The organism is Pantoea sp. SYBGC1 (assembly GCF_057197005.1).
Map to the genome: position 1 here is coordinate 293,393 of NZ_JBXUNM010000004.1, position 16,652 is coordinate 310,044.

12 protein-coding genes are annotated in these 16,652 nt (G+C 55.8%); 6 read left to right on the forward strand and 6 right to left on the reverse strand.

Going from position 1 to position 16,652, the window contains the following annotated elements; all coding sequences use genetic code 11:
- Positions 1-18: 18 nt before the first annotated feature.
- The 4 genes from hpf (at position 19) to npr (ending at position 2,102) form a co-directional block, all read left to right on the forward strand.
- The gene (hpf, locus tag AC2CF9_RS10415; RefSeq protein WP_039382198.1) at positions 19-306 is read left to right on the forward strand and encodes a ribosome hibernation promoting factor; all 288 of its coding nucleotides are present in this window, start codon (positions 19-21) and stop codon (positions 304-306) included.
- A 136-nt stretch (positions 307-442) separates the two neighbouring features.
- A complete protein-coding gene (ptsN, locus tag AC2CF9_RS10420; RefSeq protein ID WP_039382195.1) occupies positions 443-925 on the forward strand; it encodes a PTS IIA-like nitrogen regulatory protein PtsN in 483 nt (160 codons plus the stop codon).
- Between the two features lie 53 nt (positions 926-978).
- Positions 979-1,833, forward strand: coding sequence for an RNase adapter RapZ (rapZ, locus tag AC2CF9_RS10425; RefSeq protein WP_039382191.1), 855 nt, complete (start codon positions 979-981; stop codon positions 1,831-1,833).
- A complete protein-coding gene (npr, locus tag AC2CF9_RS10430) occupies positions 1,830-2,102 on the forward strand; it encodes a PTS phosphocarrier protein NPr (RefSeq protein WP_039382188.1) in 273 nt (90 codons plus the stop codon). The genes rapZ and npr overlap by 4 nt, the downstream gene beginning before the upstream one ends.
- A gap of 5 nt (positions 2,103-2,107) precedes the next feature.
- Here the strand turns inward: npr and mtgA are convergent, their stop codons facing one another.
- Positions 2,108-2,830 (reverse strand): monofunctional biosynthetic peptidoglycan transglycosylase, encoded by a 723-nt coding sequence (mtgA, locus tag AC2CF9_RS10435; protein WP_484556903.1) that lies wholly within the window; start codon positions 2,828-2,830, stop codon positions 2,108-2,110.
- Between the two features lie 884 nt (positions 2,831-3,714).
- Positions 3,715-6,057, reverse strand: coding sequence for an aerobic respiration two-component sensor histidine kinase ArcB (gene arcB, locus AC2CF9_RS10440; RefSeq protein ID WP_484556904.1), 2,343 nt, complete (start codon positions 6,055-6,057; stop codon positions 3,715-3,717).
- An 887-nt stretch (positions 6,058-6,944) separates the two neighbouring features.
- Between arcB and AC2CF9_RS10445 the strand changes: the two genes are divergently transcribed.
- Both AC2CF9_RS10445 and AC2CF9_RS10450 read left to right on the forward strand, forming a co-directional pair.
- Positions 6,945-12,476, forward strand: a complete 5,532-nt coding sequence (locus tag AC2CF9_RS10445; protein WP_484556905.1) for a glutamate synthase-related protein — start codon at positions 6,945-6,947, stop codon at positions 12,474-12,476.
- 64 nt (positions 12,477-12,540) lie between these two features.
- Entirely contained in the window at positions 12,541-14,295 is a 1,755-nt protein-coding gene (locus AC2CF9_RS10450; protein ID WP_484556906.1) for a sulfite reductase subunit alpha, read from the forward strand.
- 52 nt (positions 14,296-14,347) lie between these two features.
- Here the strand turns inward: AC2CF9_RS10450 and sspB are convergent, their stop codons facing one another.
- The 4 genes from sspB to rplM form a co-directional block, all read right to left on the reverse strand.
- A complete protein-coding gene (sspB, locus tag AC2CF9_RS10455) occupies positions 14,348-14,833 on the reverse strand; it encodes a ClpXP protease specificity-enhancing factor (protein WP_039382169.1) in 486 nt (161 codons plus the stop codon).
- A gap of 2 nt (positions 14,834-14,835) precedes the next feature.
- The gene (gene sspA / locus AC2CF9_RS10460) at positions 14,836-15,477 is read right to left on the reverse strand and encodes a stringent starvation protein SspA (RefSeq protein WP_039382163.1); all 642 of its coding nucleotides are present in this window, start codon (positions 15,475-15,477) and stop codon (positions 14,836-14,838) included.
- A 327-nt stretch (positions 15,478-15,804) separates the two neighbouring features.
- Entirely contained in the window at positions 15,805-16,197 is a 393-nt protein-coding gene (rpsI, locus tag AC2CF9_RS10465) for a 30S ribosomal protein S9 (protein WP_039382160.1), read from the reverse strand.
- 15 nt (positions 16,198-16,212) lie between these two features.
- Positions 16,213-16,641 carry a 50S ribosomal protein L13 gene (gene rplM, locus AC2CF9_RS10470; protein ID WP_039382157.1) on the reverse strand — a complete coding sequence of 143 codons (429 nt, stop codon included), beginning with the start codon at positions 16,639-16,641 and terminating at the stop codon, positions 16,213-16,215.
- Positions 16,642-16,652: the final 11 nt, after the last annotated feature.

A 16,652-nucleotide genomic window follows, 5' to 3' on the forward strand; every position in this document is an offset into this window, starting at 1 on the left:
AACTGAGAAGGAAGACCTATGCAGCTAAACCTTACCGGACTGAATGTCGAAATCACTGACCCGCTGCGCGAATTTGTGAACAGCAAATTTGGCAAACTTGAACACTATTACGATCGCATCAATCAGGTTTATATTGTTCTGAAAGTGGAAAAAGTGACTCAGATTGCAGAGGCAACTCTGCACGTTAACGGCGGTGAGCTGCACGCCACAGCGGAAGCGGAAGATATGTACGCGGCCATTGACGGGCTGGTTGATAAGCTGGCACGTCAGCTGACCAAACACAAAGACAAACTGAAAAAACACTAATCTTCACGTTTGCAGAGCGCTGACCCGTTCAGCGCTCAGGGAAAAATGGGGCAGAAAAGCGCCCCGTTTTATCATCTGCGCAAGCGCCAGCAGAGCTTTAGCTCTGTGGCTATGTGAACTCGCAAGTGAAACCACGATGAACAACGATCTGACACTGGAATTGAGCTCGGTTCTGACGCCTGACTGCACCCGCAGCGGCGTACACTGCCAGAGTAAAAAACGCGCGCTGGAGATTATCAGCGAACTGGCAGCTAAGCAGCTCAATCTGCCGCACCAGACGCTTTTCGAAGCGATTCTGACCCGCGAGCGTATGGGCAGTACCGGCATTGGCAATGGTATTGCTATTCCGCATGGCAAACTGGAAGAGGATACGCTGCGGGCGGTGGGCGTGTTCATCAGCCTCGATCAGCCTATTGCTTTTGATGCAGTGGATAATCAGCCGGTCGATCTGCTGTTCGCTCTGCTGGTGCCTGCCGATCAGTGTAAGACGCACCTTCATACCCTGTCGCTGGTCGCAAAACGCCTGGCAGATAAAACGGTCTGCCGTCGCCTGCGCGCGGCCCAGAGTGATCAAGAGCTCTATGCCATTATCACAGAAGCTCAGGAAGCGCATTCGTAATCAGTACATAGCGTTACCGGTCTGCGGGCCGGATAAAACAGGGGAGAATTGTGATGGTGCTGATGATCGTCAGTGGTCGATCAGGCTCAGGTAAATCAGTTGCGCTGCGTGCCCTGGAGGATATGGGCTTTTACTGTGTCGACAATCTGCCGGTAGTCCTGCTGCCTGAGCTGGCGAATACGCTGACAGAACGGAATATTTCGGCGGCGGTAAGTATTGATGTACGCAACATGCCGGAGTCGCAGGAAGTATTTGAGCTGGCGTTAAATAATCTGCCTGACTCTTTCTCTCCTCAGCTGCTGTTTCTGGATGCCGATCGCAATACGCTGATCCGGCGCTACAGCGACACCCGTCGTCTGCATCCGCTCTCCAGCAAAAACCTGTCGCTGGAAAGCGCTATTGATGAAGAGAACGATCTGCTGGAGCCGCTGCGTTCGCGTGCCGATCTGATTATTGATACCTCAGAGATGTCAGTGCATGAGCTGGCTGAGATGCTGCGCACCCGCCTGCTGGGCAAGCGCGAACGCGAACTCACGATGGTGTTTGAGTCGTTCGGTTTCAAACACGGTATCCCGATTGATGCCGACTACGTGTTTGACGTACGCTTTTTGCCTAACCCGCACTGGGATCCCAAGCTGCGTCCGATGACGGGCCTCGATCGACCGGTGGCGGCGTTCCTGGATCGGCATACCGAAGTGCACAATTTTATCTACCAGACGCGCAGCTATCTTGAGCTATGGCTGCCGATGCTGGAAACCAACAACCGCAGCTACCTTACTGTGGCGATTGGCTGTACCGGTGGCAAACATCGTTCCGTGTATATTGCCGAGCAGCTGGCTGACTATTTCCGCTCGCGCGGTAAAAACGTGCAGTCGCGTCATCGTACCCTGGAAAAGCGTAAATCATGACCGTAAAGCAAACTGTGGAAATCCGTAACAAGCTGGGCATGCATGCGCGCCCGGCGATGAAGCTGTTTGAGCTGGTACAGAGTTTTGACGCGGATGTTCTGCTGCGCAATGAAGCGGGTACCGAGGCTGAGGCCAGCAGCGTCATTGCACTGCTGATGCTGGATTCAGCCAAAGGCGGTCATATTGAAATTGAAGCCAGCGGACCGCAGGAAACCGCGGCGCTGGCCGCCGTTATAGAGCTGTTTGAATCGGGCTTTGACGAAGAGTAAAGGTTTTAGTGCAGACGGTAGCGATTCAGGAACCCCTCCCCTCCCAGCTGGCGCATCTGACGCATAATCCACTGCTGACGCTGGCGAACATAGCCTGAAGGCGCATCCGCGCGAAACCGGATCGGATTAGGCAATACGGCGGCCAGCAGAGCAGCCTCTGCGATAGTCAGGCGGCTGGCGGGCTTATGGAAATAGTGCTGCGCTGCGGCCTCAGCGCCAAAAATACCGGGACCAAACTCAGCAATATTAAGATAGACCGTCAGAATACGACGTTTACTCCAGACGGTTTCAATCCCAATCGTCATGCCCGCCTCCAGCCCTTTACGCAGCCAGCTACGTCCGTCCCACAAAAAGAGATTTTTCGCGGTCTGCTGAGAAAGCGTTGACGCGCCACGCATGCGCTCGCCGCTGCTGCTGTCGAGCACCTGCTGAATAGCGCCGACGTCGAATCCCCAGTGCTCAGGGAATTTCTGATCTTCGGCGGCAATCACGGCCAGCGCCATCCACGGAGAAATGTTATCCATGCTGACCCACTCCGAATGCGCGACATAACCGATATCCCCGTGCAGCCAGGCGCCTGCCTGACGTTCCGCCATAACCGCGGAAAATGGCACGGGTAAAAAAGCGAAAACGGCAATTCCCCCGATCCAGAGTACTGCCCATGCCAGCAGACATTTAATCATCAGCGCCCTGAAACGGCTGACCCATTTTCCTCTGTGTTTTTTCATTACGTCTTCCTGTATCCCTTCCCTGCATTAATTAATCACTCTGGTCATGATTGCGTCCAGTGCTCATTGTTATACCCGCCTGCATCCAGCCAGTCGGTTTCCGAAGCTGAAAAAGCGTTCAGGTCAGCAGTAGCTCTTCTGCTGATACCCTGAAACATCAATGACTTCCATCTTTAAGGAATCGGTTCCATGCATAAAAATCGTGCAACGCAAACTTCAGACTGCAGTTAACCTGCACTAATAATCATGTTAATAAGACTTTCATATAGCTTAACATTCACAGGAGACAGCTTAGCCTTTCCTGACTATCGTCTGCTATGAGATCGGTTTCAGACACATATTATGCTGCCGGAAAGCCCAATCCCCCGGTAATTGTCCGTAAATCAAATTTTACACTCTGATCGGCCTGTTTTTCAGTATGACCGATCTGGAAGTTTAACTGCCTGCTTTCCAAAACGTTTCGGATAAATGCGATGCAGTGCGGCTATTTTTGTTACAAAACAAGAGCATAAATACGATTTACCGGACAACAATCGGTCTTCTGAGGGCCATCCGGCATTTCGCCGCTTCGCTCAATCCTGACGGCTAAAAATCAGCCAAAACCGGCAAATATTGACTAAATAACGAACAAATCAGCGGGGAAATTGATTCCCCGCTTGACAGTGTTGTCAAATTAATGTTTTCTGTAGCGGAACGTTGTTCAACATCACACAATTTAATGAATCTTGTCGCGCAGGCTGACAAATTTGCTAAGGTGATTTTGTAACGTTAACCAATACCCGACTGCTGCTTTTTACTTCAATTAACCATAACAGCAGCAGTCGCTTTTTCCCTGGTGTTGGCGCAGTATTCGCGCACCCCGGTTTCGACCGGGGTCATTTTTTTTAGCGCTTCTGATTTTCCCGCCCGGCAACCCATTCACGCAGCACGGCAACATCCTGTCGCCACTCCTGCTTCAGTTCATCGATCCACTCCTGCACATTGTCCCACCAGGCCGGCAGTTCCGGTGACTGAATCTGTTTTGCCAGCTGCTGCAGATGCAGCAAACCTACCGATCCCGCGGCACCTTTTATTTTGTGCCCCTCTTCAGCAATGCCTTTCTGATCGCGCGCCATCATGTTGGAATCGAGAACATCAAGATAGCCAGGCATCATCTGCTCAAACATCGTCAGGCTCTGCGTGATCAGGCCAGGCCCGACCAGCTCGATATACTGCTCCAGCATCGCCACATCCAGCAGCATGCGCGACTGCGTATCCGCGACAGGCATATCTGTCTCTTCTGCCTCGCCCTGATAATCCCAGAATTTTTTGATCACCGCCGTCAGCGCCGGTACCGCCAGCGGTTTACTGAGTACTTCATCCATTCCGGCATCGAGATACTCTTTTTTATCTTTAAGCACGTTGGCCGTCAGCGCGACCAGCGGCGGCAGCTGCACGCCCTTATGCTGCTGATGGATAGCGCGCGCAACGTCCAGTCCGGTCATATCCGGCAGCTGAATATCCAGCAGCACCAGGTCAAACTCCTGCGGATCAAACAGGCTTAGCGCGTCATGGCCGTTCATGGCGACCTCAACGCTGCAGCCGAGCTTCTCCAGCACCGAGCGGGCGACAATCACATTCAGTTCAATATCCTCCACCAGCAGTACGTGCAGCGCCGGCAGCGGCAGGCTGTCATCCAGGCCGGTATCTTCCACTTCGTCAGCCACGCGCGGCGCGTTAATCTCAACCACAAAGCAGGAGCCTTTACCCGGCGCGCTGCTAACGGTGATATCTCCGCCCATCGCCTGCGCCAGGCGACGCGACACCGCCAGCCCGATACCGGTGCCGGTCGCGGGCTTGCCGCCGTGCTGATCTTTGACCTGATAATACATGGCAAAGATTTTGTCCTGCTCCTCCTGCGGAATACCCATTCCTGAATCCTGCACTTCAAAGCGCAGCGTTTCATTCGCGCTGTACGCGACCCGCACGACAATCTCTCCCTCGCGGGTGAATTTCACGGCGTTCCCAATCAGGTTCCACAGGATCTGCCGTAAGCGCGTGCCGTCAGCCAGAATTTTATGCGGCAGCGGCAGCGCGGGCTGCATAACAAACTTCAGATCTTTCGGCTGGGCCAGCAGGCCGGATAGGTTTTCGAGATCGGCAAGGAAACCGGTGAAATCAAGCGGCTGGTTATCCAGCTGAACTTTGCGCCGCTCGATTTTGTCCACTTCGATCACATCGTTAAAGATATTGCCCAGCGTGATAGCGGAGACGTGAATCGTTTTCAGGTACTTCAGCTGCTCCTGGCTGAGTTCGGTATCCAGCAGGATACGGCTCAGACCCACGATGCCGTTCAGCGGCGTACGCAGCTCGTGACTGATCGTTGAAATAAAGGTGGTTTTCTCCCGGCTGGCGTTCTCCAGCGCATCCTGATAGCGCTTACGCTCCGTGATATCGCGTCCGAAGCCCATCAGGCCGCTGCGCTTGCCCACCCGATCGTAATAGGGCACCTTACGGATTTCAAAACAGGCTTTGCGCCCGTCCGGATACTGCAGCCACTGCTCATAGGTGAGCGATACGTTATGGCGAAACACCTTTTCGTCTGTTTCCAGTACCTTGGTCGCGGCCTCATCATCATAAATATCGCGCGGCGTCAGTCCGATCAGCTGTTTTTCACTTAAGCCGGTCAGCAGCTCCATGGCACGGTTGCAGCCGGAGAACTGTTTGTCGATATTACGGTAAAAGACCAGATCGGGCGATGCATCCAGAAATGAGCGCAGGAAAGAGGATTGCTGCTCCAGCTCAATCTGCGCCTGCTCGCGGCGCGTCATCTCTTCACGCAGCTTATCCATCACCTGTTTACGCGCCTCTTCTGCGCTGATGCGATCGCTGATCTCCTGATTCAGCTGCGTGATGGTCTGTTTCATCTGCTGGTTAAGCTCGAGATCGCGCGTGCGCATCTCTTCCAGCTTATCAACCAGCTTCGAGAGCCGCTGACGCGACTCCTCCAGCTGATCGACCACGACTGACAGGAAATAGACCGCCCAGGGCGTAATCAGCAGACCAAAGAAGACCGAGCGCACAACGTCGATACTTTCCACATGCCCGCGCAGCACCATGGTGACCGCCATCTGGACAATCATCGCCAGCACCACCAGCGCCGACGCCAGCAGCAGTGAAAAGCGCACCAGACCGAGTTTGACCATCAGGTCGACATAATATTGAGCTAACAGACGAATTTGTTTCATGGCAGATCCCCTGAACGAATGGCGCCATCATAACGTAATTAGCCTGCGTCTGCCCGGGCTGACCGGGATATTGCGCCCGCCTGACGCCCCATCATAGTGCATCCGCGCCCGCTCTAGCCGCTATCTGGCGCGCGCTGAGTAAAGCACTTGACTAATTTGCACAGGTGAATAATCTGAAAGGCCGTCTGCGCGCAGCTAAGCGTCAGACCTTATTGCTCTCTTTCGCCTGTGGCAGCTGATTTCTCAGTATATTGCCACCCCTCCTTATTGCATACTGATTCACATTTAACGCAGTTTTACTCAGTTACTTTCTGATTAGTTTTGCTTATACAGACCTATATTTAATTCAAAATAGACGCCATAAGAAAAACAGATACATGACATGCCGGCTGGCATAGCTACGATATTTTATGCTGCTATAAACAGCACTGCCAGCAGGGTAAAGTAAGATCGCCGCCTGCAGATAGTGAGACGGCTCACACTTAGCAGGGGTTTAAATCGGCGCTTATTGACATAAATTTACTGTTAAAAAACATAAAATTCATAAGGTTAACCTTTTTTTTCTCCAGATATAGGGCTCAGCGCTCTCTATTTGACCTCTGTGCGCTTTCCCGATAAGTTGAAATTCCGCTGGATGCTTTCCAGTCGGGACTGTGTCTCGACATATCTATGCAGCAAGAAGACTCCCTCTGGATGCAAGTTATCTCCCGTTAGAGACCGGATTGAAGAGCAACTCATCAAGGACGTTATACCCGGATCCTGAGAGTCATTGCTCGGTGTGGCGACGCCCGCGTACAGCGCGGAAAAAACCAGTGAAACAGCACGCGTCAGCGCTCTGTGCCTGAAACAGAACAGGCAATGTCTAAAGCAGTTTAAGGAGACTCTCAATGTCCACGCAAAAACCTCATTCCTATGGTTTGTACGACCCGGCCGCAGGCAGCGATAGCTGTGGTGTAGGTTTTATTACCCGCAAGGACGGCGAGCAGACACATGACATTCTGCAGATGGCGCACAGCGCACTCTGCACCGTGCCGCATCGCGGCGGGATGTCCGCAGAGGGTGTCGGTGATGGTGCCGGCGTTAACGTCGATCTCTCACTTAACTTTTTCCGTAAATTAACCGGCCAGGCGCTGGAAGCTGGCCAGTTTGGCGTAGGCAACTTTTTTGTCCCGAAAGATGCCGCGCTGCGGGCTAATGCCGAACGTCTGGTTGAAGAGACGCTGGCCGCATGGAATTTCCCGGTGCTGCTGAAGCGCGATATGCCGCTGGATAATAGCGTAACCCGCCCTGCCGCCGTGGCGTTTCAGCTGCCGATTGTGCAGTGGGTGTTTGCCGCTCCGCCTGCGCTGACGAATCAGACTGACTTCGAACGTCAGATCTACCGGGCGCTGCTGGATATCGAAGCGCGCGCGTTCACCGAAAGTGAGTTTGGCGGCCTCTATCCGCTCTCACTCTCTTCCCGCACGCAGGTGTTTAAGGCGCGTCTGAACTCGAATGAAGTGATCCCTTACTTCAAAGATCTCACCGACAGCGATCACCAGGTGCGCGGACTCTTTTTCCATACCCGCTTCTCGACCAATACCGATCCCCATACCACTATGGCACAGCCGTTCCGCCTGATGGCGCATAACGGCGAGCTGAATACCGATCGTAAAAACCGCATTGCTGAAGCGGCGCTGATGCTGGCGCGCGGTAAAAAAATTGTCCGCCCTAAAGGCCAGTCTGACAGCTCGCGTCTTGACCAGAGCATTCACAGCCGCCTGATGGAAGACGACCTCGATCTGATCACCGCTGTGGTCTCCATGATGCCCCCGGCGTGGGAGAACGACAGTTCACTCTCCGCTGACGTGCGGGCGATGCTGGAGTACTTTTCGCTGTATGAAGAGAAAAATGATGGTCCGGCCGCGCTGATTTTCGGCAACGGCGAGGTCATCGGTGCCCGTCTGGATCGCCTGGGCCTGCGTCCGCTGCGTTCAGTGGAAACTGCCGACTATATCGGTGCCATGTCCGAAGCGGGCCAGATTGCCTTTCCGCCAGAAAGCGTGCTGCGTCGCGGCCGCATCGAAGCGGGCGGGATGCTCTATTACGATCACAAAGAGAAGCGCGCCTATACCACGACCGAAGCGCTGGAAAAACTGGCGGCCGCAAAAGATTATCGTGCTCTGCTGCAGGCGGCGCGCGTCGAGCTGCATGAGCTGCCGGAAATTCCGGCCGAGAAGCTTGGCTCTCCGCTGCGCTATCGCGGCGATCTCAAAACCTACCAGCGTTTTGTCGCCTACTACTACAACCAGGAAAGCTTCAAGTTCATGATGGATCCGATGCTGCAGACCGGTGCGGAGAAGATCTCCGCAATGGGTTACGGCAACGCCATCAATGGCCTTTCCGATCATGAAGGCGGCATGGCGCACTACTTTTCGCAGCGCTTTGCGCAGGTGACCAACCCGCCGCTCGACTCTATCCGTGAAGCTGATGGCATGACGCTGCGCGTGGCGCTGGGCGCAAAACCCCATCTTGGCCGCAGCAAAGGGCAGCAGATTATTGTGCCCAGTCCGATCCTGACCCACCTTGATATGCTGCGCCTGCGCGAGCAGAACGTGGCGCCTTACGCGCGCTTTGAAATGCTTTATGAGCCGGTGATCGGTAAAGATATCGTCAGCCGCGCCGCTAACGCCAGCGCGCTGGAAAAAGCGATAGACCATCTGGCTCAGCAGGTGGTGGATTTCGCCCGTGCGCAGGGCGGCATTGCCGTGATCACCGATCGTCATGTCTCAACCACGCATGCCGCTATGCCGATGCTGCTGGTGATCTCCGCCATTAACCAGCGTCTGGTGCAGGAAGGGCTGCGTCTGGATGTCTCTCTGGTCGTGGAGAGCGGTCAGAGCATCTCGTCGCACCATATCGCTGCCACGCTGGGCTTCGGTGCTTCCGCCGTCTATCCGCTGGGCGTACAGATGCGCGCAGAAGAGAAATTTGGCGAAGGTGAAGAGGGTAACAAGGCGTTCAGGCGCTATGCCAAAGCCGCTGAGAAAGCGCTGATGAAGACCATGGGTAAAGTGGGCCTCTGCACCGTCGAGAGCTACAGCTGCGGTGAGTTCTTTGAGCCTAATTTTCTCGATACTGAAGATCCGGTGCTGAAAAAATATTTCCCGAATATCAAAACTCCGGTGGGCGGCGCAGGCTTCCCGGCGATCGCCCAGATGGCAGTGGACTGGCATCAAAGCGCGCTGAAAATCCAAGGTGAAGCGGAAGTGCCGCTGCTTGGCCTGTTCAAAGAGCGTGCGGAAGGTGCTGGTCACTCCTATGGCACCATCGCCGTGCGAACCTTCATCGATATGACTGAACAGCCGATCCGCTTTGCCGATAAGGCGCGCGAAGAGGATAACTTTATCCGTCTGATGACGCTTGCCAGGCTGGAAAACGCGTTTGGTATCAAAGCGGATGCATTCAAAGAGAGCAGCTTCGAACGGATCCCGAATGCGGTCATCGATACCTTTGCCATTACGCCGGATTACCGTCAGTTCTCCAGCCTGATGCATGCCGAGCGCAAACGCCGTCCGGCAGCGCTGCGTGACATTCTTGCCCTGCCCTGCGATCTGACCCACGTTGACAGTGAAGCGGAGTTTGGCCGCAAGCTGGGCCGCTATTCGCTGGTGAACAATGGCTTCGCCATCCGTGGCCTGCAGTGTCAGGCGGTAGCGGGCAGCCTGAACCAGTTTGAACTGCGCCTGATCGACGCGATTGCCGGCCTGAAACCGGAGCAGGAGCGTCTGGCGGCGCTGGCGCGTGCGCTCAGCACCCGCTTCCGGGATGATATTGAAAGCAGCAGTGTGGAAGAGAGCGTGCTGCGCATTACCGCCTATGGTAAAGCCGCAGAGTATCTGGCAAAAATCTTCACGGCGCAGCCTTCGCTGCCGCTGGAGGAGATTCAGCCGGCACACGAAATCACCCGCACCTTCGCCTCCGGCGCGATGAGCCACGGAGCGCTGGTTGCGCCTGCGCATGAAGCTGTCGCGCACGGCACTAATATGGTGGGCGGCATGAGTAACTGCGGTGAAGGCGGCGAGCACTATTCGCGTCACGGCACGATCCGCGCCTCGCGCATTAAACAGCTGGCCTCAGGACGTTTTGGCGTCTGGGCGGCCTACCTGGCCGATCCGATGCTGGAAGAGCTGGAGATCAAAATTGGCCAGGGTGCAAAACCTGGTGAAGGCGGTCAGCTGCCGGCGCCTAAAGTCACGGTAGAGATTGCTGCGGCACGCGGCGGCACGCCGGGTGTGGAGCTGGTGTCGCCTCCGCCTCACCATGACACCTACTCTATTGAGGATCTGGCGCAGCTTATCCACGACTGCAAAGCCGCGCGCGTGCGCGTTATTGTCAAACTGGTCTCTTCAGAAGGTATCGGCACCATTGCGGTGGGCGTAGCCAAAGCCGGCGCCGACGTCATTAACGTGGCGGGCAACACCGGCGGGACCGGTGCGGCATCGGTAACCAGCCTGAAATATACCGGCCGCGTGGCAGAAATCGGTATCGCTGAAGTCCATCAGGCGCTGTGCGCTAATGGCCTGCGTGACAAAGTACAGCTCCGCTGCTCCGGCGCGCAGCAGACCGGCAGCGATGTGATTAAATCCGCGCTGCTGGGCGGCGACAGCTTTGAGTTTGGTACCACGGCACTGATGATGCTGAAGTGCGTGATGGCGAAAAACTGCAATGTGAAATGTCCGGCGGGTTTAACCACCAATGCCGAAGCCTTTGATGGCGATCCGCGTCAGCTGGCGCAGTATTTCATTAACGTGGCGCAGGAAGTGCGTGAGTTTCTTGCCCGCCTCGGCCTGCGCTCTCTGCGCGAGGCGCGCGGCCGGGCCGATCTGCTGCACCTGATGGATCATCCGCTGGAAGTGGGCAAACTCGATCTGCGCGCCATGCTGACGGTAGTACCGGAACAGAAAATCGCGCATCCGGTCTATCTGGAAAAAGATTTTACGCTCGACGACGGCTGGGTAACGGAAGTGACGGCGCAGCTGGTTGAGCAGGCAGGCCGTGAGGTTACGCTGGGCAACGGTGTCACCCTGAATAACCGCAATAAAAGCGTTGGCGGACAGCTGGCTATCGATATTGAGCGTCTGCTGAACCATACGCTGCCTGCTGAGCAGCGCCTCCTGCTGCCGGCGGTGCTGAAGGACGATCGCGGGCGCCACTACCTGGCGCCGCGCACGGTGCAAATCCATACCCAGGGCGCAGCCGGACAATCATTCGGGGCGTTCTGTAACGACGGCATGCTGATGCAGCACTACGGCACCTGTAACGATGGCGTAGGTAAAGGTCAGTGCGGCGGTGAGCTGGTGGTGATGTCACCAGGCGGCGGCGCACAGGATAGCGACGGCAACGTGCTGATCGGCAACTTTGCGCTATTTGGTGCCACCGGTGGCCGGCTGTTTGTGCAGGGCCAGGCGGGCGATCGCTTCGCGGTACGTAACTCCGGCGCCACCGCCGTGGTGGAAGGCGTGGGCGATTTCTGCTGCGAATATATGACCAACGGCGCCATCCTTAACCTCGGCACCTTTGGCAAAGGCTTTGGCAACGGCATGAGCGGCGGCTTCGCTTATCAGTATGATCCTTACGGCAACCTTGCCGGCCATGCAGCGGGAGACTCCGTACTCTTTGGTTCCATTGCGGATGATAACGAGATGGCGCGCGTGCATAAGCAGGCGGTAGTGACCATGCTGAACTGGCATCTGGAAGCGACCCGCTCGCCACGCGCCGCCTGGCTGCTGGCGAACTGGGAGAGCGAATGTCAGCACTTTGTGTATGTTATGCCGCGTTCGCTGCTGCTCTACCAGGATGGCGGCGAGATCCTGAAAGCAAAATCGCGCAAAGATCTGCTGGAAGAGCTTTCAACCTCGCTGGCTGCGCATCAGGTAGCCAAATTTAAAGCGGCGTGGCGCAGCGGCAAAACCATTGCTGACGGGGCCGTACCCGCCTACGGTGCGACCGATACGCAGGAGATGTTTGTCCTGCTTAACAACTACACCGTGCTGAGCTTTGCGCAGCAGCTGGCGCTGGGCAAGCTGCCGAAAGGCACCGCAGTGGAAGATCCGGCGGTTGAAAAAGCCGTACGCAATCTGCTGATGACCGAAGACTTTGCGCTGGTCAGTAAGCTGCAGCGGCACGCCCGCGCGGCAATTGAGAGCTACAGCGATGATGAGCTGGCAAGCCTGATCGCGGCAAAACGCATGGCTGATTACAAAGCGGCATTAACGCAGCGTAATATCCGCTCTATGGATAGCCTGGCGACCTATGGCTGGATCATCTATCAGGATGCGCGCCATCGCGAGGTGCTGGGTCATCTGCCGGACTTTGAAGAGCTGTTTGCGCGTGCGGCGCTGCCGGAAATTGCCGCTGCGGTCGGAAAACTTTCCTGAACGCGTCAGTCCGGCATTTGAGCCTTAAGAGAGAACACTACTAACAGGATTGAGTACCCGTATCATGAAGATTCCTTACATTCCTGAAGACGCACCGTTTAACGGTGAGCAGAAATACTGGCTGGCGGGCTTTCTCGCCGGTCTCCACTCGCGCCTGTTAGTGCTGGAAGATAAGCAGACGGCACCTGCCGCTGGCGCCAGCGCAACCACGCAGCTGCACATTCTGTTCGGCTCCCAGACCGGCAATGCCGAAGCGCTGGCCCAGACTGCGGCTAAAGCGGCTCGTGCCAAAGGTCTGGTTCCGGTGGTGCAGGCGCTGGGTGAGGTCGATCTCGAGGTCTTCACCACCATGCGTCATGTGCTGATTGTGACCTCAACCTATGGTGAAGGTGAGATGCCTGACAATGCGCAGCTGTTCTGGCAGGCGATTTCAGCCAGCACCGCACCGCGTCTGGAGCAGATGCACTTTGCCGTACTGGCAATTGGTGATACCGGCTACGACGGCTTCTGCCAGGCGGGTAAATTTATCGATATGCGTCTTGAACAGCTGGGTGCACGCCGCGTGGTGGATCGCATCGACTGCGATATCGATTTTGAAGAGCCATCCAATGCCTGGATTGGCAGCGCGATGCCGCAGTTTGCCGCCAGCGCCGGCAGCAGCGGCACCGTGCTGGAGAGTGCACCGGAAGCGCCGGTGATCCCTGGCAGCAATAAGCAGAACCCTTATGCGGCTGCGCTGACCACCAATAAACGCCTCTCTGGCGAACAGTCTGCCAAAGATATCCGCCACTTTGAATTTGATCTCAGCGGCAGTGGCCTGAAATATGAAGCGGGCGATGCGCTGGGAATTATTCCGGTTAACGACGCCGCGCTGGTCACGCTGCTGCTGACTGAGCTGAAAGCGGACTATGAAACGCCGGTACCGGGCTTCGATCGCAATCTGGGCGATCTGCTGACCTATCAGTTTGAAATCGCCGAGCCGTCACGCAAGCTGATTGAGTGGATTGGCCAGCACACCGCTAACCAGGAGCTGCTGCATGTGCTGCAGCATGACGATAAAGATACGCTGGCCAACTGGCTGTGGGGCAAAGACAGCCTCGATCTGCTGCAGCTGGAGCTGAAGCGCAACCTGTCGGTGCCGGAATTTGTGGCGATGCTGCGACCGCTGCAGCACCGCGCTTACTCCATCTCCTCCAGCGCCAAAGCGCATCCCAATCAGGTGCACCTGACCATCGCCTCTGTGCGCTACCACAGCGGCGGACGGGAGCGTAAAGGCGTCTGTTCCACTTATCTGGCAGAGCGCGTCCGCCGCGGCGAGAAACCGGCTATTTTTATTTCGCCTAATAAGGCGTTCCGCGTGCCGGCTGATGGCAATGCACCGCTGATCATGGTCGGACCGGGTACCGGTATCGCGCCGTTTCGCGCGTTTCTGCAGGAGCGTCAGGCAACGGAAGCAAAAGGCAAAAACTGGCTCTTTTTCGGCGATCAGCATCAGGAACATGACTATATCTACAGTGATGAGCTGCACGGCTGGCAGCAGAGCGGTCTGCTGACGCACCTCGATCTCGCCTTCTCGCGCGATCAGGAAGAGAAAATTTATGTTCAGAACCGGATGCTGGAGAAAGGCGCTGAGCTCTACGCCTGGCTGCAGGAAGGCGCATACTTTTACGTCTGCGGTGATGCATCGCGCATGGCGAAAGATGTCGATGCCGCACTGTATGAAGTGGTACGCCAGGCTGGCGGTCTGTCCGGTGAACGCGCCGCGGCCTATATCGACCAGCTGAAGAAAGAAAAACGCTATCTGCGCGACGTCTACTGAGTTGCAGCATAAAAAAACGGGCCATCAGGCCCGTTTTTTCTGCGCGAAGAGATTACTTAACGACGCGCAGTGAAGGACGTCCGCCGCGCGGCGGTGGCTCGTCATCAGGAGAATGATCCTCATCCTGAGCATCATCCGGACGATCGCCATCGATAACGGACATGACCGTCTCTTCCTGACCCGCTTCCTGATCGTCCATCGCCTGATCGTAGACCGGCTCCGGTTCGAACATGGTGCCCGCGCCATTTTCACGCGCGTAGATTGCCATTACAGCAGCCATCGGCACGGAAACCTGACGCGGCACGCCGCCAAAGCGCGCGTTGAAGCGCACTTCGTCATTGGAGAGATCGAGATTGCCAACCGCACGCGGCGCAATATTCAGCACGATCTGTCCGTCGCGCGCATACTCCAGCGGTACCTGTACGCCAGGCAAATTGATATCCACCACCAGATGCGGCGTCAGCTGATTATCCAGCAGCCAGTCATAAAATGCCCGCAGCAGATAGGGGCGACGCGCGGTGAGTTGCGACATTTCCATACTTAGCCCCGAGCCTGCAGGCGCATTTCCCGCTCAGCTTCCGTCAGTGAAGCGAGGAAGGAGTCGCGTTCAAATACGCGTGTCATATAGCCTTTCAGCTCTTTCGAGCCGGCACCACTCAGATCAACGCCCATCTGCGGCAGACGCCACAGCAGCGGCGCCAGGTAGCAATCCACCAGGCTGAACTCTTCGCTCATAAAGAACGGCGTGCGCGCAAACAGCGGCGCAATCGCGAGCAGCTCTTCACGCAGCTGTTTGCGCGCCGCATCTGCCTCGGCACCGCTGGTGGTTTCGATGGTACGCAGCAGGCTATACCAGTCCTGCTCGATGCGGTGCATCATCAGGCGGCTTTCACCACGCGCAACCGGGTAAACCGGCATCAGCGGAGGATGCGGGAAACGCTCATCCAGATACTCCATGATGATGCGTGATTCATACAGCGTCAGTTCACGGTCGACCAGCGTAGGTACAGTGCGATACGGGTTGAGGTCAATCAGATCCTGCGGCAGATTATCTGGTTCAACCTGCTCGATCTCCACGCTGACGCCCTTTTCAGCCAGTACAATACGTACCTGATGGCTGAAAATGTCAGTCGGACCAGAAAACAGCGTCATTACCGAACGTTTGTTGGCAGCGACAGCCATGAAAACCTCCAAGTTTGTTCACAAAAATATACTGCGAATAGCCAACCACACGGCGACTCACCCGATCATCAGACTCGCACACTGCCGGGCAGCGCTGATATCCGGCTCATGTCCGGAGCGGAGCGTCAGTTCAGGCCGCGGCTCGCGGGCGCAAAGTGTCAGTGAGTTTACCAGATTTTAAGCAGCTTGTGGGGCGGGGTTGCGCATTTGCGGGCAAATAGCCGGGAAAGCTCGCGTTTTTACACTGCTTTACCGGGATAACAGCCAATAAAAAACCCGCCGAAGCGGGTTTTTTGAGCCAATTGACACTGCCGAAGCAGTAAGCAATTAACGCTTGGAGAACTGAGGACGACGACGTGCTTTACGCAGGCCGACTTTCTTACGTTCAACCTGACGAGCATCACGGGTAACAAAGCCCGCTTTGCGCAGTTCTGCACGCAGAGATTCGTCGTATTCCATCAGAGCGCGGGTGATACCGTGACGGATCGCACCAGCCTGACCAGAAATACCACCACCTTTAACGGTGATGTACAGATCCAGTTTACCAACCATATCAACCAGCTCCAGCGGCTGACGCACGACCATGCGTGCAGTCTCACGACCGAAGTACTGCTCCAGAGAGCGCTGGTTAATTACGATGTTACCGCTACCCGGCTTGATAAAGACGCGAGCGGCAGAGCTTTTGCGGCGACCAGTGCCGTAGTTTTGAGTTTCAGCCATTGCCTATAATCCCGATTAAATGTCAAGAACTTGCGGTTGCTGCGCCGCGTGGTTGTGCTCGTTGCCTGCGTAAACTTTCAGTTTACGGTACATAGCACGACCCAGTGGGCCTTTTGGCAGCATGCCTTTAACCGCGATTTCAATCACACGCTCAGGACGGCGGGCAATCATCTCTTCGAAGGTCGCCTGCTTGATACCACCGATGTGACCAGTGTGGTGATAGTAAATCTTGTCGGTACGCTTGTTGCCGGTTACAGCAACTTTGTCCGCGTTCAGAACGATGATGTAATCACCGGTGTCAACGTGCGGAGTATATTCCGCTTTGTGCTTACCACGCAGACGGCGCGCCAGTTCAGTCGCCAGGCGACCCAGGGTTTTGCCAGTTGCGTCAACAACATACCAGTCACGCTGTACGGTTTCTGGTTTAGCTGTAAAAGTTTTCATTGAAAAGCTTA

Coding starts and splice junctions, on each gene's coding strand:
- sspB (WP_039382169.1), bottom strand. CDS start 14,833: ATGGAAATGTCGCAACTCACCGCGCGTCGCCCCTATCTGCTGCGGGCA.
- AC2CF9_RS10445 (WP_484556905.1), top strand. CDS start 6,945: ATGTCCACGCAAAAACCTCATTCCTATGGTTTGTACGACCCGGCCGCA.
- rpsI (WP_039382160.1), bottom strand. CDS start 16,197: ATGGCTGAAACTCAAAACTACGGCACTGGTCGCCGCAAAAGCTCTGCC.
- rapZ (WP_039382191.1), top strand. CDS start 979: ATGGTGCTGATGATCGTCAGTGGTCGATCAGGCTCAGGTAAATCAGTT.
- AC2CF9_RS10450 (WP_484556906.1), top strand. CDS start 12,541: ATGAAGATTCCTTACATTCCTGAAGACGCACCGTTTAACGGTGAGCAG.
- arcB (WP_484556904.1), bottom strand. CDS start 6,057: ATGAAACAAATTCGTCTGTTAGCTCAATATTATGTCGACCTGATGGTC.
- npr (WP_039382188.1), top strand. CDS start 1,830: ATGACCGTAAAGCAAACTGTGGAAATCCGTAACAAGCTGGGCATGCAT.
- hpf (WP_039382198.1), top strand. CDS start 19: ATGCAGCTAAACCTTACCGGACTGAATGTCGAAATCACTGACCCGCTG.
- ptsN (WP_039382195.1), top strand. CDS start 443: ATGAACAACGATCTGACACTGGAATTGAGCTCGGTTCTGACGCCTGAC.
- sspA (WP_039382163.1), bottom strand. CDS start 15,477: ATGGCTGTCGCTGCCAACAAACGTTCGGTAATGACGCTGTTTTCTGGT.
- mtgA (WP_484556903.1), bottom strand. CDS start 2,830: ATGAAAAAACACAGAGGAAAATGGGTCAGCCGTTTCAGGGCGCTGATG.
- rplM (WP_039382157.1), bottom strand. CDS start 16,641: ATGAAAACTTTTACAGCTAAACCAGAAACCGTACAGCGTGACTGGTAT.